This window comes from Mesorhizobium sp. M0910 (genome assembly GCF_040319465.1).
GTDB lineage: Bacteria > Pseudomonadota > Alphaproteobacteria > Rhizobiales > Rhizobiaceae > Mesorhizobium.
The window spans coordinates 332,059-357,675 of the sequence record NZ_JAMYNZ010000004.1; the positions used below are offsets into that span (position 1 = coordinate 332,059).

The following is a 25,617-nucleotide window of genomic DNA, read 5'->3' on the forward strand; positions in this document are numbered from 1 at the left end:
TTAGCCTTCGTCCAACAGGCAATGATGGCGATGATGCTGGACGAAAGCGAAGCCTCCGACGCTGAACTGATCGGGCGGGCGAAGGGCGGAGATCGGGGTGCTTTCGGCAAGTTGCTCGGAAGGCACTACGGTTTCGTCTATCGCGCCGCCTATCGCTGGTGCGGGAAAAAGGCCGACGCCGAGGATATCGCCCAGGAAGTCTGCGTCCGGCTTGGCCGGGCGATCCGCGACTATCATGGCAGCGGCGCCTTCACGACATGGCTCTACGCCATGACGCTGAATGCGGCGCGCGACATGATGCGCAAGACCGCCCGCGAGACGGTCAAGACCGATGCCTATGGCGCCTATGTCCTGATTTTGGGGGAAATCTCGGCTGAGCCGGAAGACCCGGCCGAGGCGCTCTGGGCGGCGGTGCGCAAGCTGCCGGACAAGCAGCGCGACGCGGTGCTGCTGGTCTATGGCGAAGGGCTGAGCCATGCAGCCGCCGCCGAGGCGATGGCGATCTCGGAGACGACGGTTTCCTGGCACATCCATGAAGCGAAGAAACGGCTGAAGACGCTGATGCGTTCAGCCGGGGAAGTGTGACCATGGTCGACGACAACGAACTCAAGAGACTGCGCGACATCGCGGCACCGGCGCCGGACGCGGACGCAAAGGCGCGTGCCCTCCAGGCCGCGCTGCGCGCCTATGACATGGAAGAAAGAACTTTACCGGCCGCCCAAGGATCGGTGAGCGGGCTTCGTCTCACAGAGCGAGCACAAAGGCTCTGGAGCGAAATCATGCAAAAGAAACTCTTCGCCACGCCGGCCCTCGCCGGGCTCGTTGCCCTGCCGATCGCCGGATACGCTACCATGTACATGCTTGGGGAATCCACATTCAGCGGGCCCGAATTCGGCGGGGACGATAAGATCACCGAAACGCTGGCCGACAAGCCGGCGACCGTCAAACCGCCGGTCGTGGCCGAAGCGGACAAGCAGAAGAAGGCGGATGCTGACAGTGAAAATCGCGACGTCGGCGAGGCGCTTGTGGCGCCGACATCGCCGCCGAAAGCGGAATCGACGGCAGTCGGTGGGTTGACGCAGCAGGACGTGCTCACCCGCAATGCTCCCGAACCGGCGCAGAGTGGCGAGTTTGCGCTGAATGGCGGCACCAGCACCGCGGCTCCGGCGGTCGATGGCGGCGCGCGGGTCGGACGTATGCCTGGCACGGTTGCCGAGCCCAAGCTGATGGCACAGCAGCCTGCCGCTGCGCCGGCCGACCAGATGCTGCCGCAAGAGGAAAACCGCGATCGCATCGAGAATTTCAAGACCAATCCGGTGCATGCCGCGCTGGAAGATCCGGTCTCGACGTTCTCTATCGATGTCGACACCGCTTCCTATTCCTTCGTGCGGCGCTCGCTGAAGGAAGGTTTTATTCCGCAAGCCGATACGGTGCGCGTCGAGGAGATGGTCAACTACTTCCCCTATGAGTGGAAGGGACCGGGCTCCGCCTCGGCGCCGTTCAACTCGACCGTCAGCGTCATGCCGACCCCGTGGAACGAGCACACCAGGCTGATGCATGTCGCCATCAAGGGCTTCGACGTGAAGCCGGCCGAGCAGCCCAAGGCCAATCTGGTCTTCCTGATCGATGTGTCGGGCTCGATGAACGAGCAGGACAAGCTGCCGCTCCTGCAGTCGGCCTTCCGACTGCTGGTCAACAAGCTGAGACCTGACGACACCGTCTCGATCGTCACCTATGCGGGCGATGCCGGTACCGTGCTGGAGCCCACCCAGGCTTCGGAAAAGGACAAGATCCTCGCTGCCATCGACAATCTGACATCGGGCGGCTCGACGGCAGGCGAGGCCGGCATCAGGCAAGCCTACCGGCTGGCGCAGAAATCCTTCGTCAAGGACGGCATCAATCGGGTGATGCTCGCCACCGACGGTGATTTCAATGTCGGCCAGACCGACGATGACGATCTGAAGCGGCTGATCGAAAAGGAGCGCAAGACAGGCGTATTCCTGTCGGTGTTCGGCTTCGGCCGCGACAATCTGAACGATCAGATGATGCAGACCATCGCCCAGAACGGCAATGGCACCGCTGCCTATATCGATACGTTGGCGGAGGCCGAGAAGGTACTGGTCGAGGATGCCTCCTCGACACTGTTCACCATCGCCAAGGACGTGAAGATCCAGGTCGAGTTCAACCCGAACAAGGTTTCGGAGTACCGGCTGATCGGCTACGAGACCCGCGCCATGAATCGCGAGGATTTCAACAATGACCGGGTCGACGCCGGCGAGATCGGCTCAGGCCATTCGGTCACAGCGATCTACGAAATCACGCCTAAGGGCAGCGGCGGCGAACAGATTGATCAACTGCGCTATGGCCAGGCCTCGGTGAACAATGGCGGTGTTGCCAATGCCGACGAATATGCCTTCGTCAAGATCCGCTACAAGCTGCCGAACGAGGACACTTCGAAGCTGATCACCACGCCAGTGACGTCAGCCAACGAAGTGGCGTCGTTCGACCAGGCCAGCACCGACCAGCGTTTCTCCGTTGCCGTTGCTGCCTTCGGCCAGAAGCTGCGCGACGAGGATGCGACCGCGAAGTTCGGCTACGACAAGATCATGCAGATTGCCATCGCCGCCAGAGGAGCCGACCCGTTTGGATACCGGTCCGAGTTCCTCTCGCTTGTGCGCCTTGCCTCGGCGCTCGGCGGTAACCGGTAGTGGCAATGACGGCCGGTTTCTTTCAGATGGGATCGTTCTGATAGGGGGAGCCGGCCTACGGGCGGGTGAGGCAGGCCGGCGAGGGAAACCTTGCCGGCCTTTTTTCGCGGCCGCACTGCTTCGCGCGGACGATGTCGCAGACGAAAGCGTCAGGCGCGTCCGCGGCGCCGTTCGCGGCGGGCTTCGCTGGTCTCGGCGACGTTGACCGTCGCCTGCTTGTTACGCATCGGACCGATGCGTTCGACGATCTGCTCGATGGTCGGGCGATCCGACCTGGTGTGCGCATCGAGCGCCTTGCGCATGGCGGCAAGGTGCTGGAACGAGGTACCGCAGCAGCCGCCGACGATCTTGGCGCCGGCATCGACGGCTAGGCGCACATAATCGGCCATCAGCTCGGGCGTGCCCGAATAGTAGATCTCGGCACCGCGAAATTCGGGGATGCCGCAATTGCCCTTGACGATCACCGTTGCTTCCGGCTTCGCCTCGGTCATGTCGAGCAGCGAGGCGAGAATATCGGAGGCGCCGACACCGCAATTGGCGCCGACACCGAGCGGTGTCTGCGACAGGCCATCGACAACGCCGTGAATGTCCTTTGGCAGCAACCCCATCATGGTACGCCCGGCGGTGTCGAAGGAACCGGTATAGGTATACGGCAGGCCGACGCGGATGGCGGCTTCGGCGGCGGCGCGGATCTCGTCGGGCGCCGACATGGTCTCGATCCAGGCGACTTCGGCGCCGCCGGCCTTCAGGCCTTCGATCTGTTCGGCAAAGGCCTCGACCGCCTCATCATAGGTCATGGCGCCGAGCGGTACCAGCAACTCGCCGGTCGGGCCGACTGAGCCGGCCACGATCACCTTGCGGCCGGCCTTTTTTGCAACGGCACTTGCGATCTCGGCGGCGCGCTTGTTCAGTGCATAGACCCGGTCCTGCGCATGATGCAGCTTGAGCCGATGGCGGGTGCCGCCAAAAGAGTTGGTCAGGATGATGTCGGCGCCGGCATCGACAAAGTTCTGGTGCAGGCTGGTGATGGTATCGGGTGCGGTCTCGTTCAAGAGCTCGGGAGCCTCGCCGGCCTCAAGGCCCATGGCGAACAGATTGGTGCCGGTGGCGCCATCGGCGAGCAGGACGCCCCTTTCGGCAAGCAGCGCGTCGATCGGATTGGTCATTGTGGAATACGCCTTCCCGGAGAATTATTGAGATAACGATATAAAGAATTCTTTATGTGACGTCAATGTCGGCGCGGGAAACAGCCGGTCAAAATCGCATCTCCGCCAGCTTTCGTGTGAAGCTGGCCGCCTCATGCGCGTTGACGTCCGCGGCACGGATCAGATTGTCGAAATGGCTGGTCAGGATGCGGATCGGCTGCGTGGCGTTCAGCACCAGATACATGTCGCCGACGTAAATGGCAGCGCGATAAGGTCCGAAGATCGTGTAGGGGATCGAATAGCGCATCCGCCCGTCATAGAGAAACAGGCGGAAGGTGGGATAGAGGTCGTCGAGCAGTGTCGCCATGTGGAGGAGTTGCTGGTGGCGGTCGGCTTCCGGAAAGCGGTCCCACACGCCCAGCCCGCGCGCGAAGATCTCCAGCGTGTGGCGCGGCATACAGACTTCCATGTCGGTTTCGGGCCGTCGGTTATAGTCAATGCGATACTGCGTTTCGCCGGCCTGTGCCTCGCGGCTCTTGTTGGCGATGACGGCTTCATAGTCGACAAGCGCCTCGGTGCGCAGAAGATCGGGAATGCCGGCCGGCACGTAGCGGATTTTCGTTCCCGCCGCCTCGGCATGCCAGCGAGCCAGCAGCGTGCGGTCGAAGCCGTCCGGCGCCTCCTCGATCTCAAGGCTCTCGCGGATTTCACCGGTGACGCCCTCGTCGTGGCTGAGGCCGAGCAGCCAGTCGAGCGAGACTTTGAATTCGGCGGCGATGTTAAGCAGCGTTTCAGCACGGGGAAGGCGGGTCGAGCCGCCGGAGAGCAGCTGCGACAGTGCCGAACGGTCGATGCCAACCGCACCGGCGAACGCTGATTGGTTCAAATCGGACCTTGTCAAGAGCGTTTTCAGGCGCTCGCGAAAGATCGTCGACAGGTCGCGCTTGTCCAAATCGCCGTCCCACTCGATAGGAGGAAAAATTTGCGCTGAAACCTGCGAACGCGGGCTTCAGGCGTAAATGAATCCGGCTCGTTGTTTACAATGCATAACATATGCAGCTGAAAATGCGCAATCGCAACAGTTTGTGCGCTTTATCGCGTTGCCTCGATGCAACACTCCTGACACAATGCTGTCAGGAATCAAACGGGTTCCGGCGACTGGAAGGCAGTGGTCGATAGCATGACGAGCATGGGCAATAGGCGACACGGCGCAGCAGCCATCGAATGGCCGACCGTATTTCTCGCACTTCTCTGCTACGGCGGCTGGCTCGCTGCCGGCTTTCTGCTCTGGCCATCCTACCCGCTGCTGGCGCTCGCCTTTCTGACCCTGATTGCGACGCTGCAATCCTCGCTGATGCACGAGGTCCTGCACGGCCACCCAACCCGGAACGCGCGGCTCAACGAAGCGTTTGTGTTCCTGCCGATTGGCCTTGTCTGGCCGTTTCGCCGGTTCAAGACCATTCACCTGCGCCACCATGCAGACGAGCGCCTGACCGATCCGCTCGACGATCCCGAAAGCTATTACAAGGCGCTCTGGCAGCACGAGGGACTGCCGTCGGCGATGAAATTCCTGCTGAAGATCAACAACACAATGCTCGGCCGTTTCGTGCTGGGCCCTTGGCTGTCCTGCATAGGCTTCTTCATCGACGACGCCAGGCAGGTTGCCGCGGGCGACAAGGTCGTCCGCAAGGCCTGGCTGCTGCACGCTATCGGCCTCGCCATCGTGCTGCCCATCGTGCAGTTCGGCTTCGGCATGCCATTGTGGCTTTACGTTCTGGTGCCGGTATGGCTGGGACAATCGCTGATTTCGATCCGCACCTACGCCGAGCACCAATGGTCGGAACATCCGGAAGGCCGCACGATCATCGTCGAGCGCTCGCCGCTGTCCTTCCTGTTCCTCAACAACAATCTACATTTCGTCCATCATAAGAGCCCGACGGTGGCCTGGTACAGGCTGCCGAAACTGTTTCGCGACCGCCGCGACGAGTGGCTGCGGATGAACAATGGCTACGCCTATCCGAACTATTTCGCGTTGCTCAAGGCCTATGCCTTCAAGGCGAAGGAGCCGGTCGTCCATCCCGTGCTGCGGCGCATGCCGGAACCGGGACGCGCATTCAAGCCGCGTGTCAGGGCACGCAGCCTCAATGGGCTTGGCAGCGCACCGGTACCCGCCGAGCCGCCGAAAGAGTGAATTTTGCGTTGTTGCAGGCGGTTCCGCGCGGACGACGCTTTCCTGAACTTGTCAATTTCCTCGCATAACGGTCAAATCCCCGGCATGAGCGAATTCATTGCGGCTTTGCCGATGTATGACTGGCCGGAAGCGCGGGACGAGGTCGACGCGCAATGGGCGCGGTTGCGCGATACCTTCAGACAAAGAGGCATCGATGCGCCGGAGACGATTATCCGCCGCAATGGCGATTTGCCTCCAGTGCCTGGCGGTATCCGAGACGATCAGGGAAAACCCGTCGCGCCAGATCCGGCGACATTGCCGCCGGACGAGCTGGATTTTCACCGGCTCTGGCTGCACCCGGCGCTGCTCCTTGCGCAAACCTGTTGGGGACCGATGGAACTCGGCCTGTCGCAACGTGTCCAGCTCGTCGGTCAGCCGCGTTATGATGCCTTCGAGGGTGGACAGGGCGAACTCTATTCGAGCGCCATCATCATGAGAGCGGGCGAGGCACCGCAGGCAAGGTCGCCGGCCGACGGCGGTGCCGTCATTCCGCTCGATCTGCTGCGCGGCCAGCGTTTCACCTTTAACAGCTTGGATTCCATGTCGGGCATCATCGCGCCAACTCGCGACCTGCAAGCATTGGGCGAGAGTCTGGACATCTTTTCCGCGTTGAGCGAAAGCTGTGGGCACCGTGCTTCGATCGTTGCTGTTGCCGAGGGCAGGGCCGACGTCGCGGCGATCGACTGCGAGAGCTGGGCGCTGGCGCAGCGTTTCGAGCCTGCGGCCCAGAAGGTGACGGTGGTCGGCTGGACAAGGCGTCGCAAAGGCTTGCCGTTCATCACGGCAAGGACAACGCCGGAAACGATCGTCACCACGATGCGCGAGGCGATCGCAGCGCTCACATAACCGCGTCGCGTTCGGTCGGCCTCATGCGAGCACTTTAGATTCCTGTTTATGCATGTCGTTATCGCAGAACCGCTGCACACCCTCGGGTCAAGCCCGGGGGCATGCTTTTACGCGACATGCATTAGCGTCGCTCAGCCGCCAAGCAGCCGATTGTCGAGCGGGTAGGTCGAAAGCTTCTCATTGCCGGTTTCGGTGATCAGGATCTGTTCCTCGATCTTGACGCCTTCGTAGCCGCCAAGCCGGCCGATATAGCTCTCGACGCACAGCACCATGCCAGGTTCGAGCACTCCGTCGGGTGTGTCGTCGGTCCAGTCGCTAGCATGCGGCAAGGTCGGGTATTCGTCGGCAAGACCGACGCCGTGATAGAGCACCCCGTAACGGGCCGGGAAGCAGTCCCCGGGCGGCACTGACGAGCGCTCGACGAGGTCGCGGAACGATACGCCCGGCCGCATCAGCTCCGTGTTGTGGGCGATCTGGTCGGCGGCGATTCGGAACAGGTCGCGCTGCTCCTGCGAGGGCGGCGCGTCACCGCAAAGCCAAGTGCGCGAAAGGTCGGCGCAGAAGCCGTAAGGACCGATCAGGTCGGTGTCGAAAGCGACGAGCTCGCCGGCCTCGATCGTCCGCGACGAACACTCCTGAAACCATGGATTGGTGCGCGGACCTGACGACAGGAGCCGGGTTTCGATCCATTCGCCGCCGCGCGCGATGTTGCCACGATGGAGTTCGGCCCACAATTCATTCTCCGAGATGCCAGGCCTCAGCGCCTGCTCCATCTCACTCATCGCTGCCTCGCAAGCGACGATCGCCCGGCGCATGGCAAGGATCTCGTCGGGCGATTTGATCAGCCGCGCATTTTCCATCACCGCCTCGCCATTGCCGGTCGAAATGCCGAGACGGGCGAGCTCTTCGATGCCCTCGGGATTGATGTGGTCGATCGCGATACGGCGATTGCCGCCGCCGTGTTCCAATACCAGCTCGGCAATGCCGGCTGCCCAGCGGCGGACTTTTTGACCGGTCAGCTCGCCGCTGTACAGATAAGCCCACGACACTGCCGGCCGCACCTCGTCGACGACCCCGGAATGATCGGAAAGGTGCTCGCAGGAGAAATAGTCGAACAGCACCACCGGGCCATCGGTGGCGACGAAACAATGCCTGGTCCGATTGTGTGCGACCCAGAGCTGCATGTTGGTCGCATCCGTCGCATAGCGGATGTTGACCGGATCGTAGAGCAAGGCTCCCGCATAGTCGCGGCGCTTCAGCTCGGCGCGGATGCGCTCGAGCCGGTATCGGCGCATGGCGAGCAGGTCAGGAGCAGCAATTCCCGCCGCCTGCCATTCGGCTTCCGCCAGCGCTCCATAGCCCAGCACATGCTGGTTGAGTTCAGCGGCCTTCAGCCGCGATTTTTTGCGCAGCACATCGTTCGAGCCGTCCGGCTCGAACGGCATGATCTTGCGGTGATGACGGGGCCGGTCAGTCGGGTTCCTGTCCACCCTCGGCTCCTCCGCTAACGCTTTCTTTTGGCGCTGTGGCTCCTCCCACCGCCATTCTCTTCAATCTTACATAGGCGCCGGGACGGGTGGACTTGTCGGTTCCACGCAACAGCGGAACCATCATTTGCCGCGGCTGGCCGTCCGGCTCATAGCCGGCCGCTTTGAGCTGCTCCAAAATGACCGGACGCGGATCGTCGCGGTCAAGCCAGACGAGTACGGCCGGCTCCTGCATCAGCATTTCGAAATTAGGCACTTCCTGGTCAAGTGCGACCAGTTTTTCGTCGACCAGCCGCAGGTTTCCGACCCATGCACCATCAGATATTGCGGTTTTGACCGGTCCGTCCGCAGTCAGTTGGCGATAGAGGGCGGGGTAATCCACGCGGATCATCCGCGACAGACCACTGGTCCCGTTTATCTGGACGTACCAGGTGGCGGGCGCGAGGAGCACGGCGATGATCGCTCCAGCCGCGATTACCAGGAGCTGCGCATTCCTGCCGTGCGGTGCCAGCCGTTCCATAGTGGCGACGATGGCCAGCGGCAACATGAACAGGACCGGTAGCAGCCAACGGTCTTTGACCACCGTCACGCCGGTGGCCAGTACCAGTATTGCAAGCATGGCCAGGCCGAGCGCCAAGGTACGCCGCAACAGAATTTCCCGAGGCGGACCTTTCGGGTGCCACTCGGAGAAACGAAACCCGGCCAGCCCGAAAGCCAGCGCGGAAACGAGCACCGGCAAGACCGCGAAATTGAAGGTTCCCATGATAAACTTGCCGGCACCGACAAAAGCCGCCGCCATGCGCCCTCGTTGCGAGTCTATTCCGAACTTCTCGCCTCTCGACAATAAATCGGCGGGATGCATGAGGCTCCAATAGGTGGTTGGCGCCAGCACCAGTATCGCGACCGCTATGCTGATGGCGAACTTCGGATCGAGGATTACGCTGCGCCATTCGCGCAGCGACAGCACTGCAGCAACAAGGGCCACCACGAGGAAGACATCATTATATTTGGCAAGAATTGCGGCCGCCGTGGCCAAGCCAAACGCCGCATAGGCGACCATGCTTCGCCGCTCGAGAAGATAGGCCATGGCAAGCAGGAGCAGCGAGCAGAAGGCGACGACGGCGACGGAATGCGACAAGGCGCGCTGCGATTCCCAGACGATCTGCGGGATCGTAAACAGGCCGAACATGGCCGCCGCCGCTGTCGCTTTGGTGTAGCCAAACCGCCGCATGGCGGCGAACACGCTGCAGGCGGCGAGGAACAGCACGGAGTATTTGACGAGCTTCAGCGTGAAGATACTGGTGCCGAAAACATGCGCGGCCAGCCAGTTGATCCAGGTGTAGAGGGGTGGTTGCGAGCCGCCATATCCAGCCCAGAGATACGGTATATAGATCAGCTGCTCCGCATCATCGATGCCGACGCCGGTTCCCGCCCAAGAGCTCAACAGGGACAGTATGATGGTCTGCAAGGCGAAGTAAGCCGCGACCATGACGATCGCCGCCGGGAACGGGCCGATCCGTCCCTCGGCCAGCCACTCGGCCCATCTCAGATTGTACTTCAATGAAATCTCATCGCCCTTGCCAGCAGAGTGTTGCCGGCTGCGCTAGCATGAAGAGCATGCTCCGCACAATGCGACCGGCTGGCTGCGCCTACGTCCTCATCTTTTCGCCGCTCGGATCGAACGGCGGTTCGACATTGATGCGTGCGGGACGCCGGTGGCCAAGGATTTCGATCTCGAACAGGCCGGCGCTCTCGTTCTCGGCAAGCGCTGCCGGTACATAGCCTTGCGCCATCGACTTCTCGACATAATGCGCATAGCCGCCGGAGGTGACCCAGCCGACCACGCGCCAGTCGCCGTCGACAATGCCGCGCACGGCAGACGCGCCTTCGGCGGCGTTCGAGCCGCGCACTTCCTTGCCGCCCGCGTCGAAGCGCGGTGCACCGTAGCCATGCGGCTTTTCCACCGTGCCGTAATCCTTGCCGCCGACTTTGGCCCAGATCGGCTCGTCGCCCATGACGTCGGCATCCGCGGCATCGACGATGAAGGAAACGCGGCGCAGCTTCGGCCCTGCCGCCTGTTCCCTGGCTGCCGCCTCCCGGCCGATGAAATCGTTCTTCTCCAGCTTGATGAAGCGGTCCATCGAGCCTTCGAATGGTCCGTAGATTGGACGTAGCTCGCGGAACCAGGTCGGGAAGTTCTTCTCAAGGCGCATCGAGAGCAAAGCCCGCATGCCGAAATCGATAAGGCCAAACTCTTCGCCAGCCTCCTTGATCGCCTTGTAGACCAGGCGCTGGTAGGCGGGCGCCATCCAGATCTCATAGCCGAGGTCGCCGGTGTAGGTGATGCGGTTGACCATGCAGGGCGCGCCGCCGACCGCCATCTCGCGGAAATCCATGAAGCGGAAGGCCTTGGTCGAGATGTCGACATCGACCAGTTTCTGCAGCAGGTCACGCGATTTCGGCCCGGCGATGGAGAGGCCGACCAGCGTCTGGTCGAAGCGGTGGATGCGCACCTCTGACGCCCTTGGGCCGTCCTTGGGCAGATGCTTCTCGAACCAGCGCATGTGGTATTTCTGCGCTGCCGAAGAACCCCAGATCATGAAGCGTTCTTCGCCCGCCTTGGCGATGGTGAAGTCGCCGATCAGCCGGCCGAACTCGTTCAGCATCGGCGTCAGCACGATGCGGCCGGTCTTTGGCATGCGATTGGTCATCAGCCGGTTGAGGAAATCCTCGGCCCCTGGTCCGGAGACTTCGTATTTGGCGAAGTTGGCGATCTCGGTGACGCCGACCCTCTCGCGGGTGGCTCGCACTTCCTCGCCGATCGGGCCAAAATCATTGGAACGGTGGAAGGACACGATGTCCTTCGGCTCAGAGCCTTTCGGCGCGAACCAGAGCGGGGTTTCGAGCCCCCAGCTATCGCCCATGACGGCGTTGTTGGCGAGCATCGTGTCGTAGAGCGGGGTTGTCTGCGCTGGTCTTGCCGCCGGCAATTCCTCGTTGGGAAAGCGGATGGAGAAACGGCGCGAATAGTTTTCGCGCACCTTTGCGTTGGTGTAGCGCAGCGTTGCCCATTCGCCGAAGCGGGCCACGTCCATGCCCCAGACGTCGAAGCCCGGATCGCCATGGACCATCCAGTTGGACAGTGCGAGACCGACGCCGCCACCCTGGCTGAAGCCGGCCATGACGGCGCAGGCGCACCAGAAATTGGTCAGGCCCTGCACCGGGCCGACCAGCGGGTTGCCGTCCAGCGCGAAGGTGAAGGGACCATTGATGATCTGCTTGATGCCGGCCTTCTCGATGCCGGGGAAATGCTTGAAGCCGATCTCGAGCGACGGCGCGATGCGGTCGATGTCGGGCTGCAGCAGCTCGTGGCCGAAATCCCACGGCGTGTTGACCGGCGACCACGGCTTGCAGGCCTTTTCATAGGTGCCGAGCAGGATGCCGTTGCGCTCCTGGCGGGTATAGATCTCGCCCTTGAAATCGAGCACGCCGATCATCTCGCGGCCGGTCGACTTGTTGAATTCCTCGACCTCCGGCATCTGCTCGGTCAGGAGATACATGTGCTCCATGGCCAGCACCGGCAGTTCGACGCCGACCATGCGACCGATCTCACGCGCCCACAGGCCGCCGCAGTTGACGACATGCTCGGCTTTGACCGTGCCTTGCTCGGTGACGACGTTCCAGGTGCCGTCGACCTCCTGCGTCAGTTCGACGACGCGGTTGCGCAGCACGATCTCGGCGCCCAGCTTCCTGGCGGCCTTGGCATAGGCGTGGGTGGTGCCTGAAGGATCGAGATGGCCCTCGACCGGATCCCACATGGCGCCGACGAAATTCGTCTCGTCCATCAGCGGGAACATCGCCTTCGCCTCGGACGGCGTGATCAGTTCTGTGTCCATGCCGAGATAGCGGCCCTTGGCGTGGGCGAGCCGCAAGAAGTCCATGCGCTCGGGCGTGTCGGCCATCATCACGCCGCCGGTCAGGTGCAGCGAGCAGGATTGGCCGGAAATCTCCTCGATCTCCTTGTAAAGCTGCACCGTATAGGCCTGCAGCTTCGCGACGTTGGGATCGCCGTTCAGCGTATGGAAGCCGCCCGCCGCATGCCAGGACGAGCCGGAGGTGAGCTCCGAACGCTCGATCAGCAGGATGTCGGTCCAGCCAGCCTTGGCCAGATGATAGAGCACCGAGCAGCCAACGACCCCGCCGCCGATGACAACCGCTTTTGCATGAGATTTCATGAAGATAGTTCCGTTTTTGAAGAGATTGAATCGAGTGAGCGGGGCGCGAAAACAAAGCGGAGGTCGAATACAGCGATGTTTTCGGCCAGCCTGCCATCAAGACGGAGTGGGGGTCGACTACTCATCAGATGATCAGAAATCGGTCGGCGCGCCGCCTTCGGCCCGGCGCTTGTCGACGAAAGCGTTGAGCTCCTCGCGGATTGCCGGGTCCATATAAGGCTCTTCATAGGACGCCAGCCGTTCCTTCCATACGCGATTGGCCTTTTCGAGTGCGGTCGGCGATCCGGCCTCAACCCAACTCTCGAAATTGCGCCAGTCGGAAATGATTGGCGCGTAAAACGCGGTCTTGTAGCGGTCCTGCGTGTGCTGGGTGCCGAAGAAATGGCCGCCGGGGCCGACCGACTGGATGGCGTCGAAACCGAGCGCTTCCTCGGAAAGATCGAGCGGCGTCAGGAACTCGGCGACCATCTGCAACAGGTCTATATCGAGGATGGTCTTTTCGTAGGAACAGCGCAGGCCGCCTTCGAGCCAGCCGGCCGCATGCATCATCAGATTGCCGCCACCCTGAATGGCGCCCCACAGCGAGAACACGCTTTCATAGGCGGCTTGCGCGTCGACCGTGTTAGCGGCGCAGGTGTTGGAGGTGCGGTAGGGGATGTTGTAGCGGCGGGCGAGCTGCCCGCCGACCAGCTGCGCCTTCATATATTCCGGCGTGCCGAAGGCCGGCGCGCCGGACTTCATATCGACATTCGAGGTGAAGCCGCCGTAGCCGACAGGCGCGCCCTTGCGCACCATCTGCGCAAAGGCGATGCCGGACAGCGCCTCGGCATTCTGTTGCACCAGCGCGCCGGCAATCGTCACCGGCGCCATGGCGCCGGACAGGGTGAAGGGCGTCACGATGACCACCTGGCCCTTGCTCGACATCTGGATGATACCTTCCATCATCGGCACGTCGAGCTTGAGCGGCGAATTGGTGTTGATGATGGTGAATACCGACGGCTCTGCGAGCAACTGCTCATGGCTGATGCCGCGCGCGATCCTGGTGATCTCGATGCCGTCGACGTTGCGCTCCTTACCGAGCGAATAGATGTGGAACATCTTGTCGGTCAGCGTGGCGAGGTCACGGATGCATTCGAGGTGGCGCACGGACGGATGGATGTCGATCGGCTCGACCGGGTACCCGCCCGTGCAGTTCAATATGTTGTGCATCTGCGCAAGCTTGAGGAAGTTGCGGTAGTCCTGCTGGTTGCCTGGCCGACGGCCGCGGTCGACGTCTGAGCAATTGGGTGCCGACGCCATCATCGAGATGATCAGATTATCGCCACCAAAGCGCACATTGTGCGCCGGGTTGCGGGCGTGGATGGTGAATTCCGGCGGGCAATGGGCAACCAGTTCCAGGATCATGTCGCTGTCGAAGCGCACCCGCTCACTGCCCTCGCGGACATCGGCGCCATGCGCCTTCATGATGCGCCGGGCTTCGTCATGCAGCACGTCGACGCCGATTTCCCGCAGCACGCGCAGAGAGGCGAGGTGAATTGATTCCAGCTCGTCGTCGGAAACCAGCCGGGTCGGCGTCAGCGGGTTCTTCAACTGCCGAAACGGCGGCTGCTCAAACACCGTCGAGCCGCCGGCACGCTTCCCCGCGCGGCCGCCGCGACGGGCGCGGTCGTTTGCCAGTGCCGGTTCGGCGGGCTGAAGGGCGGCGGTCATGATAGTCCTCGTACGCTGCGGCAATGCGGCGGCATAATGGACCGCCGGCCGTCCGGCCATTGCGGAGGCGGCGACCACTAGGGCGAGGGAAGCGACATGCCCTGGGGGCAGCCGGCGGGATCGCCAGCCTCTTGATCGCGTTCCGGCTGGCGCAAGCGGTTTTCGTTGCCGGTGCTTACCGCGACGGAACCGAAACGCTAATCCTGCATCATGGACCGGGCGGAACAAAGCAGCGGCGAAATAGCGCAATGGGCGGCGATCACCGGCGTGATCGCCACCGTCTCGGTGTTCGCCATCGCGCAAGGGCTGAGCTATCCGCTGTTGAGCTTCATCCTGCAGCGCCAGGCCGTCTCGCCGGCCATAATCGGCCTGTCGGCGGCAATGACGCCGATCGGCTTCATCGTCTCGTCGCCGCTGGTTCCGGCGCTGGCGCGGCGTTTCGGGGCAGGGCGCACCGCGCTTACGTGCGCGGCACTTTCCGCGCTGGTGCTGGCGCTGATCGGCTGGACCCAAAATGTCTATCTGTGGTTTCCGCTGCGTTTTTTGATCGGCGCCGTCACCAACCCGCTCTACGTGCTGAGCGAAGTCTGGGTGATCGCACTGGCCCCGCCGGCACGCCGCGGCCGCGTCATGGGCATCTATTCGACCATCATTTCGGCGGGCTTTGCGGCGGGGCCGCTGTGCCTGCTTGCGGTCGGCACCGTGGGATGGCCGCCGTTTCTGGTCGGCATCGGCGCATTCCTGTTTTGCGGCGCCTGCCTCGCCTCGGTGCTGGCACGGCTGCCCAAGGTCGACGAGAGCGGGCACCGGGTTTCGGTGCTGGGGTTCGTGCCGCAGGCGTGGCTGCTGTTATCGGCGGTGATTGTGGCCGCCGGTTTCGAACAGGCGGTGCTCGCCTTGCTGCCGGTCTACGGAACACATTATGGCATTGCGGAAGCGCGCATGTCGGCGCTGCTGTCAGTGATGATCGCCGGCAATATCGCTATGCAGGTGCCGCTCGGCTTGTTGGCGGAACGACTGACAGCGCGGCTGGTGCGGTTCATCTGTGTTTCGATGACGGTGCTGGGATGCGCGCTGCTGCCGGTTCTCATCGAGACGCCGCTGATCTGGCCGTGCGTCTTCGTCTGGGGTGCGGTTTCGTACGGTATCTACACGATGTCGATCATCGAGCTCGGCGAGCGGTTCACCGGCTCGGCACTGGTCGCCGGCAATGCCGCCTTCTCTTTGATGTGGGGCATCGGCGGCATCGCCGTACCGCCGCTGGCGGGCAGCGCCATGGATGTTGTTGGCGCCGGCGGCCTGCCAATGACGTTCGGTGCCATTTGCCTGGCGCTGGCAGTTGTAACGGTCATTCGAAGACGGATGGCGTGAATGCCAGAAAGCCGCCGTTTCTGACGAACGACTTGAATATAAGCGGCCCCATGTCGATCTTGGCTATGCCGCCGCCCGACTCAACCGGAGACCTCATGACCAAATCGAATACCAAGGGCCAGCCGGGTTCGGCGGCCGAAGACCCGTTTCTCTGGCTGGAGGACAGGAGGGGCAAGCAGGCGCTCGACTGGGTGCATCGCCAAAATGCGATCACCGTCGGGGAGCTGCAGGGTGATCCGTCCTATCAGACGTCGTTCGAGACGGCGCTCGACCTGATGACGGCCGAGGATAACATCGCCGTCGGAGCCGCTATCAACGGCTATGTCTATAATTTCTGGCAGGACCGGACGAACCTACTCGGCCTCTGGCGGCGCACCACGGTCGCCTCCTACAAGACCGATAAGCCGGAATGGCAGACAATCATCGACTTCGATAATCTGGCGGCGCAAGAGGGGGTGAAATGGGTGTTCAGCGGCGCCAGTCGGCTCTACCCCGACTTCAGCCGCTGCCTGCTCAACCTGTCGCCGGATGGCGGCGATGCCAGCGAGATGCGCGAATTCGATATCGAAAGCAGATCGTTCGTCGATGGCGGCTTTCGCGCTCCTGCCTCGAAGTCGAGCTTTAGCTGGCTGGACGAGGACACGGTTATCGTTTCCGCCGCTTTCGAGGAGGACGACACGACCCAGTCCGGTTATCCGCGCGTGGTCAAGCTTTGGCGGCGCGGCACGCCACTGGAAGCGGCGACGCCGATCTTCGAGGCGCTGAAGCAGGATCTTGCCGCCGGCGGGTCCGTCGAATTCGACGGCGACAAGCGTCATGTCTTCCTCGCCCGGACCATCGACTTCTTCGCCTCGCACAGTTTCCTGCGGCTGCCATCGGGCGAAAACAGGCGCATCCCGCTGCCGGACGACGTCACCGATACAGCGCTGTTCAAGGGCCAGCTTGTCTTCGGCGTGCGTACCCCATGGATGGCGCCGGACGGCACGCTGTGCAAGCCCGACGGGCTGTATTCACTCGATTTCGAGCGCTGGATCGAAACCGGGCTATTCGGATCCCTCGATACCGTGCTCGAGCCGGCGCACCGTGTCTCGATCGCCGGTATTGCCCGCACGCAGGACCGGCTGTTCATCAATTTGATGGACAATGTGCGCGGCAAGGTCGTCGCCGGCAAGCGCAGCGACAGCGGCTGGGAGTTCAAGCCCGTGGCTTTGCCCGAAAACGGCAATGTCGGCATCAGCCATGCCGAGCATTTCGGTTCCAGCGTCTCCTTCTCCTTCACCGATTTCCTGACGCCGAGCTCGATCATCTGGTCGGACGACAACGCCGCGGGCCTGGCAACGGTGAAGTCGCAGCCGGCGCGTTTCGATGCGTCGTCGCTGGTCTCCGACCAGTTCGAAGCGCGCTCGAAGGATGGCACGATGATCCCGTACTTCGTCGTCAGGAGGCGCGACCTGCATGGACCCGTGCCGACATTGCTTTACGGCTATGGCGGCTTCGAAGTGCCGCTGCTGCCCGGCTATGCCGGCGTGCGCGGCAGGCTGTGGCTGGAGAAGGCTATGCCTATGTGCAGGCCAACATCCGCGGCGGCGGCGAGTTCGGCCCGAACTGGCATCAGGCCGCGCTCAAGGCCAATCGCCAGAATGCCTTCGACGACTTCGCCGCGGTGGCGCAAGATCTGGTCAAACGCGGCATCGCTACGCCCGCCACGCTGGGCATCCAGGGCGGATCGAATGGTGGCTTGCTGACCGGCGTCTCGCTGACCCAGCAACCGGAATTGTTCGGCGCAGTGATCATCGACGTGCCGCTGCTCGATATGCTGCGCTACACCGAACTGCCGCCCGGCGCGTCATGGATGGCCGAGTATGGCGATCCGGCGAAGCCGGAAGAGGCAGCCTGGCTCGCCGCCTATTCGCCCTACCAGCATGTAGACACGGACGCAGCCTATCCGCCGGTGTTGCTGATGACCTCGACCGCCGACGATCGCGTCCATCCCGGGCATGCGCGCAAAATGGCGGCACGGCTGCAGGCGGCCGGCCACGGCAAGACGCTGTTCTTCGAGGAGACCGAGGGCGGCCATGGCGGACGCGGCGATCGGCGGCCGCAGGCCGCACAGGCGGCAATGAAGTACGTCTTCCTGCAGCGGGCCCTGACTGGCACCAATTGACTGGCACCAATTGACCGGCGTCGCTTGACCGGCACGGCTTGAACTGAGGGCTCGAGGCAGCCTAAGGTACATGCATGGCTCGGCTGGCGAAATCGGGTTGCGCATTTGGGGTCGCGGTGACGCCGTCGCCGCGCACGCTTCGCGCCGAGCTGTTGCGGCTGTGCGCCCGCATCGGCTATTCGCCGCCCGCTGTCCTCTGACGAATCCGCCCCGGCGCAAAAGCTGCCGGATTGGTTCAAGAGGAAAGATCAGACATGACCTACCAGAATTATTCGCTGAAGCAGCTTCAGCAGATCGATGCCGCGCATCACCTTCATCCGTTCACCGACCACAAAGAGATGCGCGAGACCGGCTCGCGGATCATCACTCGCGCCAACGGGCCGTTCATCTACAATTCCGAAGGGACGGAAATCCTCGACGGCATGGCAGGGCTGTGGTGCGTCAATGTCGGCTATGGCCGCGACGAGCTGGCCGACGCCGCCTACGCCCAGATGAAGGAATTGCCCTACTACAACTCCTTCTTCAAATGCTCGACGCCGACGCCGGTTCTGCTGTCGAAAAAGCTGGCGGAGATCGCGCCAAGGCACATCAACCAGGTGTTCTACGGCTCATCCGGTTCGGAGGCCAACGACACGGCGCTGCGCCTGGTCCGTCACTATTGGGTGCTGGAAGGCAAACCGGAGAAGAACCGCATCATCTCGCGCAAGATGGGCTATCACGGCTCGACCATCGCCGGCGCCTCGCTCGGCGGCATGGATTTGATGCACAAGCAGCTCGGCGGCGCCGTGCCCAACATCGTCCATGTAATGATGCCCTATGCCTATGAGCTCGCACTGCCCGGCGAAAGCGACCATGATTTCGGCCTGCGCGCGGCAAAAGCGGTCGAGGACGCGATCCTCGAAGCTGGCGCCGACAAGGTGGCCGCCTTCATCGGCGAACCGGTGATGGGGGCAGGCGGGGTGAAGATCCCGCCGATGAGCTATTGGCCGGAAGTGCAGTGCATCTGCCGCAAATACGACGTCCTGCTTATGCTGGACGAGGTCATCACCGGCTACGGCCGCACCGGCGAGTGGTTCGCGGCACAAGCCTTCGATGTCGAGCCCGACACCATCACCACGGCCAAGGCGCTCACCTCTGGCTATCAGCCGCTGTCGGCGCTGCTGGTCGGCGACCGCATCGCGGCGACGCTGGTCGAAAAGGGCGGCGAATTCTATCACGGCTACACCTATGCCGGGCACCCGGTGGCCTGCGCGGTGGCGCTGAAGAACCTCGAGATCATCGAGCGCGAGGGGCTGGTCGAGCGCGTCAGGAACGACACCGGGCCTTACTTCGCCAGGGCTTTGCAGGAACGTCTCGGCGGGCACGATCTGGTCGGCGAGGTGCGCTCGTTCGGGCTGATGGGAGCGATCGAGATCGTCAAGGACAAGGCAACCAAGGAGCGCTTCCTGCCGGCCGGCAACGCGGCGGTGACCGTTCGCGACCACGCAATTGCCCAGGGCATGATGCTACGCGCCACCGGCGACACGATGATCCTGTCGCCGCCGCTGATCTGGACGCGCGAGACGATCGACATGGCCTGCGATCGTATCGCCGGGGCGCTCGATCTGGCCGAAGCAGATCTGCGCAAGCGGTGAACGACCGCCGGGCGCTCCATGTCGGGCGCCCGGCGATCGACCGAGCGCTTGCCGGGCGAGGAAGCGAAACGCAAAAACCGCGCTCCATCGGAACGCGGCTTTGCCAGATACGCACGGCGCTTCGCCAACAATACACTTGCGAAACTGAAGGCGAAACTTACGGGCTCCGGTACGCGAGACCTGATCCGGAGCGCCGGGCGGATGTCCGCCTCGCAATCCGTTTTAAACGCATATCGTTACTGCAGGGTTAGCAAGAGCTTAAGCAAACCTAAATTTGCCGACTTTCCGCTTTGGGCAGATCGAAAACCTGTGAACTTGGAGCTTACGCCGGGTTACCACGGAGGAAATTAATGATGCCGGAAAAATCCGCACCGGCATTCCCTTGTGCGTTGAACAGCGCATAGAGCTGAGCTGCCTCGGCGCCGAGCGGCGTTGCTGCACCGACGCTCTGTGCGGCCTCCTGCGACAGTTTCAAGTCCTTCAGCATCAGTGCCGCCGCGAAGCCAGGCTTATAGCCATTGTTGGCGGGCGATGTCGGCACCGGGCCGGGCACCGGGCAATAGGTGGTCAGCGACCAGCACTGGCCGGACGAGGTCGAGGCGACGTCGAACAGCGCCTGGTGCGACAGGCCGAGCTTTTCCGCCAGCACGAAGGCCTCGGCAACACCGATCATCGAAATGCCCAAAATCATGTTGTTGCAGATCTTCGCCGCCTGTCCGGCGCCGTCGTCGCCGCAATGAACTATGCGGCCGGCCATCGGCTTGAGGATTGGTTCGGCCTTGGCGAAGGCATCCTTCGAACCGCCGGCCATGAAGGTCAGCGTGCCGGCCGCCGCACCGCCCGTGCCGCCGGAGACTGGCGCGTCGATCGACAGCAACCCGTGCTTGGCGGCGATGGTATGGGCCTTTCGAGCCGACTCGACATCGATGGTCGAGGAATCGATGAACAGCGCGCCTTTTTTTGCCTTGGACACTATGTCTGCGTAAACCGACAGAACATGCTTACCGGCTGGCAGCATGGTGATGACCGCATCGGCGTCTTTCACCGCCGCAACGGCGTTGGCCATGATGACGACGCCGTGTTCCCTGGCGATGACGAGGTTCTCCGGCACCAGGTCGAAGCCGTGCACGGCATAACCGGCCTTGACCAGGTTGGCGGCCATCGGATTGCCCATATTGCCGAGGCCGATGAAGGCGATGGTGGTCATGATGGCGCTCCGTGGGTGGGGTGGTGAATATTGAATAGTGAATAGTGAATAGTCATCAGGGATCATGGGTTAGTCGTGTTCTATATGAGTTATTCACCCATTCACTATTAACTACTCACTACTCACTACTCACTACTCACTACTCACTACTCACTAAATTCTCTACCGTCCAATCAGCGCGCGTGCGATAATGACGCGCATGATCTCGTTGGTGCCTTCGAGGATCTGGTGGACACGCAGGTCGCGCACCAGCTTCTCGATGCCGTAATCGTGCAGATAACCATAGCCGCCGTGCAGCTGCAGGGCGTCGTTGGCGACATTGAAGCCGGTGTCGGTGACGAAGCGCTTCGCCATCGCCGACCATTTTGAGGCATCCGGCGTGTTGCGGTCGAGCTTCGAGGCGGCGGTGTAGAGGAAGACGCGCGCTGCCTGCAATTCGGTCTCCATGTCCGCAAGCTTGAACTGCAGCGCCTGGAACTGGTTGATCTTCGAGCCGAAAGCCTTGCGCTCGGCCGTGTAAGCGAGCGCCTTGTCGAGTGCCGATTGCGCGCCCCCGAGCGAGCAGGCGGCGATGTTCAACCGGCCGCCGTCGAGCCCGGCCATGGCGATGCCGAAGCCGGCGCCTTCTGCCGACAGAAGGTTTTCCGCCGGCACCTTGCAGTCCTCGAAGACGACCTGGCGCGTCGACTGCATGTGCCAGCCCATCTTGTGCTCGTTGGCGCCGAAAGAAAGGCCCGGCGCATCGTTCGGCACGACGAAGGTGGAAACGCCTTTCGGCCCGTCGGCGCCGGTGCGCGCCATGACGACATAGAGGTCGCTGTCGCCAGCACCGGAGATAAACTGCTTGGCGCCGTTCAGCACATAGTCGCCGCCGCTCTTTGTCGCGCGCGTCTTCAGCGCCGCCGCATCCGAGCCCGAGCCGGGTTCGGTCAGGCAATAGCTTGCCAGCCATTCCATTGAGGTCAGCTTCGGCAGGAAGCGCCGGCGCTGTTCGTCGCTGCCGAAGCGGTCGATCATCGATGCCGCCATATTGTGGATAGAGATGAAGGCGGAAAACGCCGGATCGGCCCGCGAAAGCGCCTCGAAGATCAGCACGGCGTCGAGCCGGCCGAGCCCCGAGCCGCCGACATCCTCGCGGACATATATGCCTCCAAGGCCGAGCGGGCCCGTCTCGCGGATCACGTCGGCGGGGAAATACTTGTTGCGATCCCAGTCGAGTGCGTTCGGCGCCACACGGTCGGCGGCGAAGGCCTCGGCCATCTCCTGGATGGCGCGCTGGTCCTCGTTGAGTTCGAACTGGCCGGTGCCAGCATCGACAGCGGCGTCCATGGCGTGCTCCCTGACGTTTCCGGCCTGCTGGCCTGTCGTTTTTGGCTTTGCGCGCCGCCCAATCTAGACCAATGATGCCGCCGCGCAACCCGACCCGTCTGCGCAGCCGCTGTGCGCGAATGCGCTTTGGAGCAAAGTGTGACGACAAAATTCGACGAACTGCTTGGATGCTTCCATGCCTATCTCCAGACGTTCGATGCTGCGCTGGTGCGCGACGCCGTGGCCCGGATCGGCTGGGATATGCCAAGCCGGCCGCTCGAACCGCATGCACTGCCTTGTCTCGTCCAGCTCGACCGTATCGTCGAACTCGCTCCCGCTGCGGCCAGGCCGCTGGCGCGGCTGGTTGCGGAGCGTCGCGGCGATCTGCGCTGGGGCCAGACCTATGGCGAAGCGGATTTCGGCAAGGTTTTCATCGACAATTACGGCTGGCTGGAGGTGTTCGGTACGCGCGGCCATTTCGTCAATGAAGAGGTCGCGGCCGGCCTGCTGATCCTTGGACCCGACATCGTCTACCCCGATCACCACCATGTCGCGGAGGAGATCTACATCCCGCTGACCGGCGGCACCGAATGGCGCATGGGCGATGGCGGTTTTCGCCTTCGAGCGCCGGGCGAGGTGATCCACCATGCCTCTGGCGTCAGCCACGCCATGCGCACCGGCAAGGAGCCGCTGCTGGCGCTCTATCTCTGGCGCGGCGGGCCACTGGCAGCCAAGTCGACGATCACCGCAACCGTTGCGCAGGGCAGGGACTGATATGGCCAAGGCGATCATGCTGCAGGGCACGGGTTCCGATGTCGGCAAGACGGTGCTCGTCGCCGGCCTCTGCCGCGCGGCGAAGAAGCGCGGCTTGAAAGTGCGGCCGTTCAAGCCGCAGAACATGTCGAACAACGCCGCTGTCGCCGATATTCCAGGCGTTTCAGGCGGCGGTGAGATCGGCCGCGCCCAATGGCTGCAGGCGATCGCCTGCGGCGTGGCGCCGACCATCCACATGAACCCGGTGCTCCTCAAGCCGCAAACCGATGTCGGCGCTCAAGTCGTCGTACAGGGCAAGGTGTTCGGCGAGGCGCGGGCGCGCGACTATCAGGCGCTGAAGGGCCGGCTGATGGATGCGGTGCTGGACTCCTGGGCGACGGTCGGCGAGGGCGCGGACCTGGTCATTGTCGAAGGCGCGGGATCGCCGGCCGAGATCAACCTCAGGAGCCGCGACATTGCCAATATGGGCTTTGCGACGCGCGCCGGCGTGCCGGTGATCCTGGTCGGCGATATCGATCGCGGTGGCGTCATCGCCTCGGTCGCCGGCACCCACCTGATCCTGCCGGACGAGGACCGGCGCATGATCGTCGGCTATCTCATCAACAAGTTCCGCGGCGATGTCTCGCTGTTCGACGATGGCATCGAGGCGATCGAAAAATTCACCGGCTGGCGCTGCTTTGGCGTGGTGCCGTGGCTGAAGGCGGCGGCGCGGCTGCCGTCGGAAGACTCCGTCGTGCTCGAACGGTTGGCGTCCGGTGAGAAGCGCGCGCTGAAGATCGCCGTGCCGGTGCTTTCGCGCATCGCCAATTTCGACGATCTCGACCCGCTCAAGGCCGAACCGCAGGTCGAGGTGGTGTTCGTGCCGCCTGGCCAGCGCCTGCCGCAGGATGCAGGGCTGGTGGTCATTCCCGGCTCGAAGTCGACGATCGGCGATCTCCTGAAATTTCGCGAGAACGGCTGGGACCGCGACCTTGCCGCGCATAGGAAAAGCGGTGGCCATATCGTCGGCATCTGCGGCGGCTTCCAGATGCTCGGCCATGTCGTGCGCGATCCCGATGGTATCGAGGGCAGCGTTACTGAGACGCAAGGTCTCGGGCTGCTCGACGTCCAAACGGTGATGGAGCCGGAAAAGACGGTGCGCAATGTCAGCGCGCGCTCGGTGCCGTTCGATCTGCCGCTCGAGGGCTACGAGATCCATCTCGGCCGCACCACCGGTCCGGACACGCTGCGGCCGTCCGCCGTTATCAACGGCATCGATGACGGCGCTATCTCGGCCGACGGCAAGGTGCTGGGCACCTATATGCACGGGCTGTTTTCCGCCGATGCCTTCCGGGCGAAATTCCTCGAAAGCCTCGGCGTCAAGGGCGGCGGCATCGACTACCGCGCCGAGGTCGAACGGGCACTGGACGAGATCGCCGCCGAGCTGGAAACCCACCTCGACTGCGACGCGATTTTTGGGCTGGCGCGTTAGCTGGCAGCTTCGTCAGCCTTCGGCCAGTAGGTGCCGAACGACCAGACATTGCCTTCCGGATCGCGGCAGATGAATTCGCGGCTGCCATAGTCGCGGTCGGTGAGTTCTTCCAGAATCTGGGCGCCAGCGGTCTTTGCCCGCGCGTATGCCGCATCTGCGTCAGCGACCGCAACGTAGATCGACTTGCCACCGCCCGAACCGGGCGCGCCGACCATCTTGCCATAGGCATCGTCGCGGGCCGTGCCGAGCATGATGATCGAGGAGCCGAAAGCGAGTTCGGCATGGTGCACCACGTCGCCTTCGCCATAGCGGGCGCGAACGCTGAAGCCGAAGGCCTCGCACAGCCAATCGATCATCCTGCCGGCATTCCTGTAGCGCAGCGCCGGATAAAACCGCGGTGGCTCGGTGATGTTCGGCATGACTGATCTCCTTCAGCGGGTTGGTCGATCAACCCAGTCTGGGCGAAGGCTGGTTGCGCGTCTTGAAGAAATGTTACCTCGCGGCGACAGTGGTCGGCGTGACGCCTGCGAGGTCGCGGAACTCGCGCACCAGATGCGCCTGGTCGGCATAGCCGCAGTCGGCGGCGATGTCGGCCCAATCACTGTTGGCCTGTCTCGACAGGCCAAGCGCATGGTTGAAACGGACGATGCGCGACAGCGTTTTTGGGCCGGTGCCGACTGCGTCCGAAAATTTTCCGGCAAGATGCTTGCGGCTCCAGCCAAGCTTTTCGGCCAGCGTCGAGATGCGGGTCCGCCCACGCGTCGAGACGATCTTCTCATAGGCCCAGACCATTTCGGCCTGAGTGCGGTCTGCGGTTGCCAACCGATCGCCGACGAAGGCCTCGGCGATGGCAAAGCGTGAGCTCCAATCCGGCGCATTGCCAAGCCTTTCGCGAAGCGCGATGCCTTCGACGCCGAGCACGTCATCCAGGCCGACCATGCGGTCGGTCAGTTCGCTCATCGGGCGGCGAAGAAGCGACGAGCGCCGAGCGGAGTGAAATTGATCTGCACACAGCAGGCGCCGCCGAAGGATTCGATCACCACCGGCCCGGCATAAAGGCCGGCGGCAAAACTGGCGAAGCGGTCATTGTCGCTGGGGTTCCTGCCGAGCCCGATGGCAAAGGGTTCGGCAAAGCTGATGACCAGCGGCACGGTCAGCGAGGCATATTCGATCGCGCGGAAATGGCCTGGCATGGTTTCGCGAAAGCCGCACATGTCAGTGACGGCCCCCTGAAGCCGATGGCTCGGCGCGCGCCGCACCATCTCGAACCGATCGAGCTCCGGGCTGTCGTGGCGGCCGCCGTCTTCGCTGGTGGGCATGTGCTTTC

General features: G+C 62.9%; 17 protein-coding genes and 2 pseudogenes. 9 read left to right on the plus strand and 10 right to left on the minus strand.

Annotation, left to right across the window (positions count from 1 at the left end):
* Positions 1–24 precede the first annotated feature (24 nt).
* Positions 25–585, plus strand: coding sequence for an RNA polymerase sigma factor (locus tag NKH78_RS12595; protein WP_352737220.1), 561 nt, complete (start codon positions 25–27; stop codon positions 583–585).
* A gap of 2 nt (positions 586–587) precedes the next feature.
* A complete protein-coding gene (locus NKH78_RS12600) occupies positions 588–2,708 on the plus strand; it encodes a vWA domain-containing protein (RefSeq protein WP_352883001.1) in 2,121 nt (706 codons plus the stop codon).
* Positions 2,709–2,857: 149 nt separating this feature from the next.
* Here NKH78_RS12600 and bmt read toward each other — a convergent pair whose 3' ends face one another.
* A complete protein-coding gene (gene bmt, locus NKH78_RS12605) occupies positions 2,858–3,874 on the minus strand; it encodes a betaine--homocysteine S-methyltransferase (RefSeq protein WP_352737206.1) in 1,017 nt (338 codons plus the stop codon).
* Positions 3,875–3,962: 88 nt separating this feature from the next.
* The gene (locus NKH78_RS12610; RefSeq protein WP_352737205.1) at positions 3,963–4,805 is read right to left on the minus strand and encodes a helix-turn-helix domain-containing protein; all 843 of its coding nucleotides are present in this window, start codon (positions 4,803–4,805) and stop codon (positions 3,963–3,965) included.
* A gap of 228 nt (positions 4,806–5,033) precedes the next feature.
* On the opposite strand from NKH78_RS12610, the gene NKH78_RS12615 reads away from it, so the two are divergent.
* Positions 5,034–6,044 (plus strand): fatty acid desaturase, encoded by a 1,011-nt coding sequence (locus NKH78_RS12615; RefSeq protein ID WP_352737204.1) that lies wholly within the window; start codon positions 5,034–5,036, stop codon positions 6,042–6,044.
* 84 nt (positions 6,045–6,128) lie between these two features.
* A complete protein-coding gene (locus NKH78_RS12620) occupies positions 6,129–6,929 on the plus strand; it encodes a phosphate/phosphite/phosphonate ABC transporter substrate-binding protein (RefSeq protein ID WP_352646897.1) in 801 nt (266 codons plus the stop codon).
* 131 nt (positions 6,930–7,060) lie between these two features.
* Here NKH78_RS12620 and NKH78_RS12625 read toward each other — a convergent pair whose 3' ends face one another.
* From NKH78_RS12625 to NKH78_RS12640, 4 genes are all read right to left on the minus strand, one after another.
* Entirely contained in the window at positions 7,061–8,374 is a 1,314-nt protein-coding gene (locus tag NKH78_RS12625) for a M24 family metallopeptidase (protein WP_352737219.1), read from the minus strand.
* A 25-nt stretch (positions 8,375–8,399) separates the two neighbouring features.
* Positions 8,400–9,977: an ArnT family glycosyltransferase gene (locus tag NKH78_RS12630; protein WP_352737203.1), complete on the minus strand. Its 1,578-nt coding sequence runs from the start codon at positions 9,975–9,977 to the stop codon at positions 8,400–8,402.
* 88 nt (positions 9,978–10,065) lie between these two features.
* A complete protein-coding gene (locus NKH78_RS12635; RefSeq protein ID WP_352737202.1) occupies positions 10,066–12,651 on the minus strand; it encodes a GcvT family protein in 2,586 nt (861 codons plus the stop codon).
* Positions 12,652–12,783: 132 nt separating this feature from the next.
* Positions 12,784–14,361 carry a trimethylamine methyltransferase family protein gene (locus NKH78_RS12640; protein ID WP_352706019.1) on the minus strand — a complete coding sequence of 526 codons (1,578 nt, stop codon included), beginning with the start codon at positions 14,359–14,361 and terminating at the stop codon, positions 12,784–12,786.
* Between the two features lie 210 nt (positions 14,362–14,571).
* On the opposite strand from NKH78_RS12640, the gene NKH78_RS12645 reads away from it, so the two are divergent.
* The 3 genes and pseudogenes from NKH78_RS12645 to NKH78_RS12655 all read left to right on the plus strand — a co-directional run bounded on the left by NKH78_RS12645 (position 14,572) and on the right by NKH78_RS12655 (position 19,530).
* On the plus strand, positions 14,572–15,732 hold the full coding sequence (locus NKH78_RS12645; protein WP_352777489.1) for an MFS transporter: 1,161 nt from the start codon (positions 14,572–14,574) through the stop codon (positions 15,730–15,732).
* Positions 15,733–15,827: 95 nt separating this feature from the next.
* Positions 15,828–17,896 (plus strand): annotated as a pseudogene (locus NKH78_RS12650) (prolyl oligopeptidase family serine peptidase).
* Positions 17,897–18,150: 254 nt separating this feature from the next.
* Positions 18,151–19,530, plus strand: coding sequence for an aspartate aminotransferase family protein (locus NKH78_RS12655; RefSeq protein WP_352777486.1), 1,380 nt, complete (start codon positions 18,151–18,153; stop codon positions 19,528–19,530).
* 322 nt (positions 19,531–19,852) lie between these two features.
* Here the strand turns inward: NKH78_RS12655 and mmsB are convergent, their stop codons facing one another.
* On the minus strand, positions 19,853–20,737 hold the full coding sequence (gene mmsB, locus NKH78_RS12660; protein ID WP_352477621.1) for a 3-hydroxyisobutyrate dehydrogenase: 885 nt from the start codon (positions 20,735–20,737) through the stop codon (positions 19,853–19,855).
* A 162-nt stretch (positions 20,738–20,899) separates the two neighbouring features.
* Entirely contained in the window at positions 20,900–22,066 is a 1,167-nt protein-coding gene (locus NKH78_RS12665) for an isobutyryl-CoA dehydrogenase (protein ID WP_352777484.1), read from the minus strand.
* A gap of 138 nt (positions 22,067–22,204) precedes the next feature.
* On the opposite strand from NKH78_RS12665, the gene NKH78_RS12670 reads away from it, so the two are divergent.
* Together NKH78_RS12670 and NKH78_RS12675 are read left to right on the plus strand one after the other, a co-directional pair.
* Positions 22,205–22,819, plus strand: a complete 615-nt coding sequence (locus NKH78_RS12670; protein ID WP_352777482.1) for a dimethylsulfonioproprionate lyase family protein — start codon at positions 22,205–22,207, stop codon at positions 22,817–22,819.
* Position 22,820: 1 nt separating this feature from the next.
* On the plus strand, positions 22,821–24,290 hold the full coding sequence (locus NKH78_RS12675) for a cobyric acid synthase (RefSeq protein ID WP_352777479.1): 1,470 nt from the start codon (positions 22,821–22,823) through the stop codon (positions 24,288–24,290).
* On the opposite strand, the gene NKH78_RS12680 is transcribed toward NKH78_RS12675, so the two are convergent.
* On the minus strand, positions 24,287–24,709 hold the full coding sequence (locus NKH78_RS12680) for a VOC family protein (RefSeq protein ID WP_352777478.1): 423 nt from the start codon (positions 24,707–24,709) through the stop codon (positions 24,287–24,289). The genes NKH78_RS12675 and NKH78_RS12680 overlap by 4 nt on opposite strands.
* Before the next feature lie 73 nt (positions 24,710–24,782).
* Positions 24,783–25,609: pseudogene (locus NKH78_RS12685) on the minus strand (helix-turn-helix domain-containing protein).
* Positions 25,610–25,617 lie beyond the last annotated feature (8 nt).

Coding starts and splice junctions, on each gene's coding strand:
- NKH78_RS12595 (WP_352737220.1), top strand. CDS start 25: ATGGCGATGATGCTGGACGAAAGCGAAGCCTCCGACGCTGAACTGATC.
- NKH78_RS12600 (WP_352883001.1), top strand. CDS start 588: ATGGTCGACGACAACGAACTCAAGAGACTGCGCGACATCGCGGCACCG.
- bmt (WP_352737206.1), bottom strand. CDS start 3,874: ATGACCAATCCGATCGACGCGCTGCTTGCCGAAAGGGGCGTCCTGCTC.
- NKH78_RS12615 (WP_352737204.1), top strand. CDS start 5,034: ATGACGAGCATGGGCAATAGGCGACACGGCGCAGCAGCCATCGAATGG.
- NKH78_RS12620 (WP_352646897.1), top strand. CDS start 6,129: ATGAGCGAATTCATTGCGGCTTTGCCGATGTATGACTGGCCGGAAGCG.
- NKH78_RS12625 (WP_352737219.1), bottom strand. CDS start 8,374: ATGCCGTTCGAGCCGGACGGCTCGAACGATGTGCTGCGCAAAAAATCG.
- NKH78_RS12635 (WP_352737202.1), bottom strand. CDS start 12,651: ATGAAATCTCATGCAAAAGCGGTTGTCATCGGCGGCGGGGTCGTTGGC.
- NKH78_RS12640 (WP_352706019.1), bottom strand. CDS start 14,361: ATGACCGCCGCCCTTCAGCCCGCCGAACCGGCACTGGCAAACGACCGC.
- NKH78_RS12645 (WP_352777489.1), top strand. CDS start 14,572: ATGGACCGGGCGGAACAAAGCAGCGGCGAAATAGCGCAATGGGCGGCG.
- NKH78_RS12655 (WP_352777486.1), top strand. CDS start 18,151: ATGACCTACCAGAATTATTCGCTGAAGCAGCTTCAGCAGATCGATGCC.
- mmsB (WP_352477621.1), bottom strand. CDS start 20,737: ATGACCACCATCGCCTTCATCGGCCTCGGCAATATGGGCAATCCGATG.
- NKH78_RS12665 (WP_352777484.1), bottom strand. CDS start 22,066: ATGGACGCCGCTGTCGATGCTGGCACCGGCCAGTTCGAACTCAACGAG.
- NKH78_RS12675 (WP_352777479.1), top strand. CDS start 22,821: ATGGCCAAGGCGATCATGCTGCAGGGCACGGGTTCCGATGTCGGCAAG.
- NKH78_RS12680 (WP_352777478.1), bottom strand. CDS start 24,709: ATGCCGAACATCACCGAGCCACCGCGGTTTTATCCGGCGCTGCGCTAC.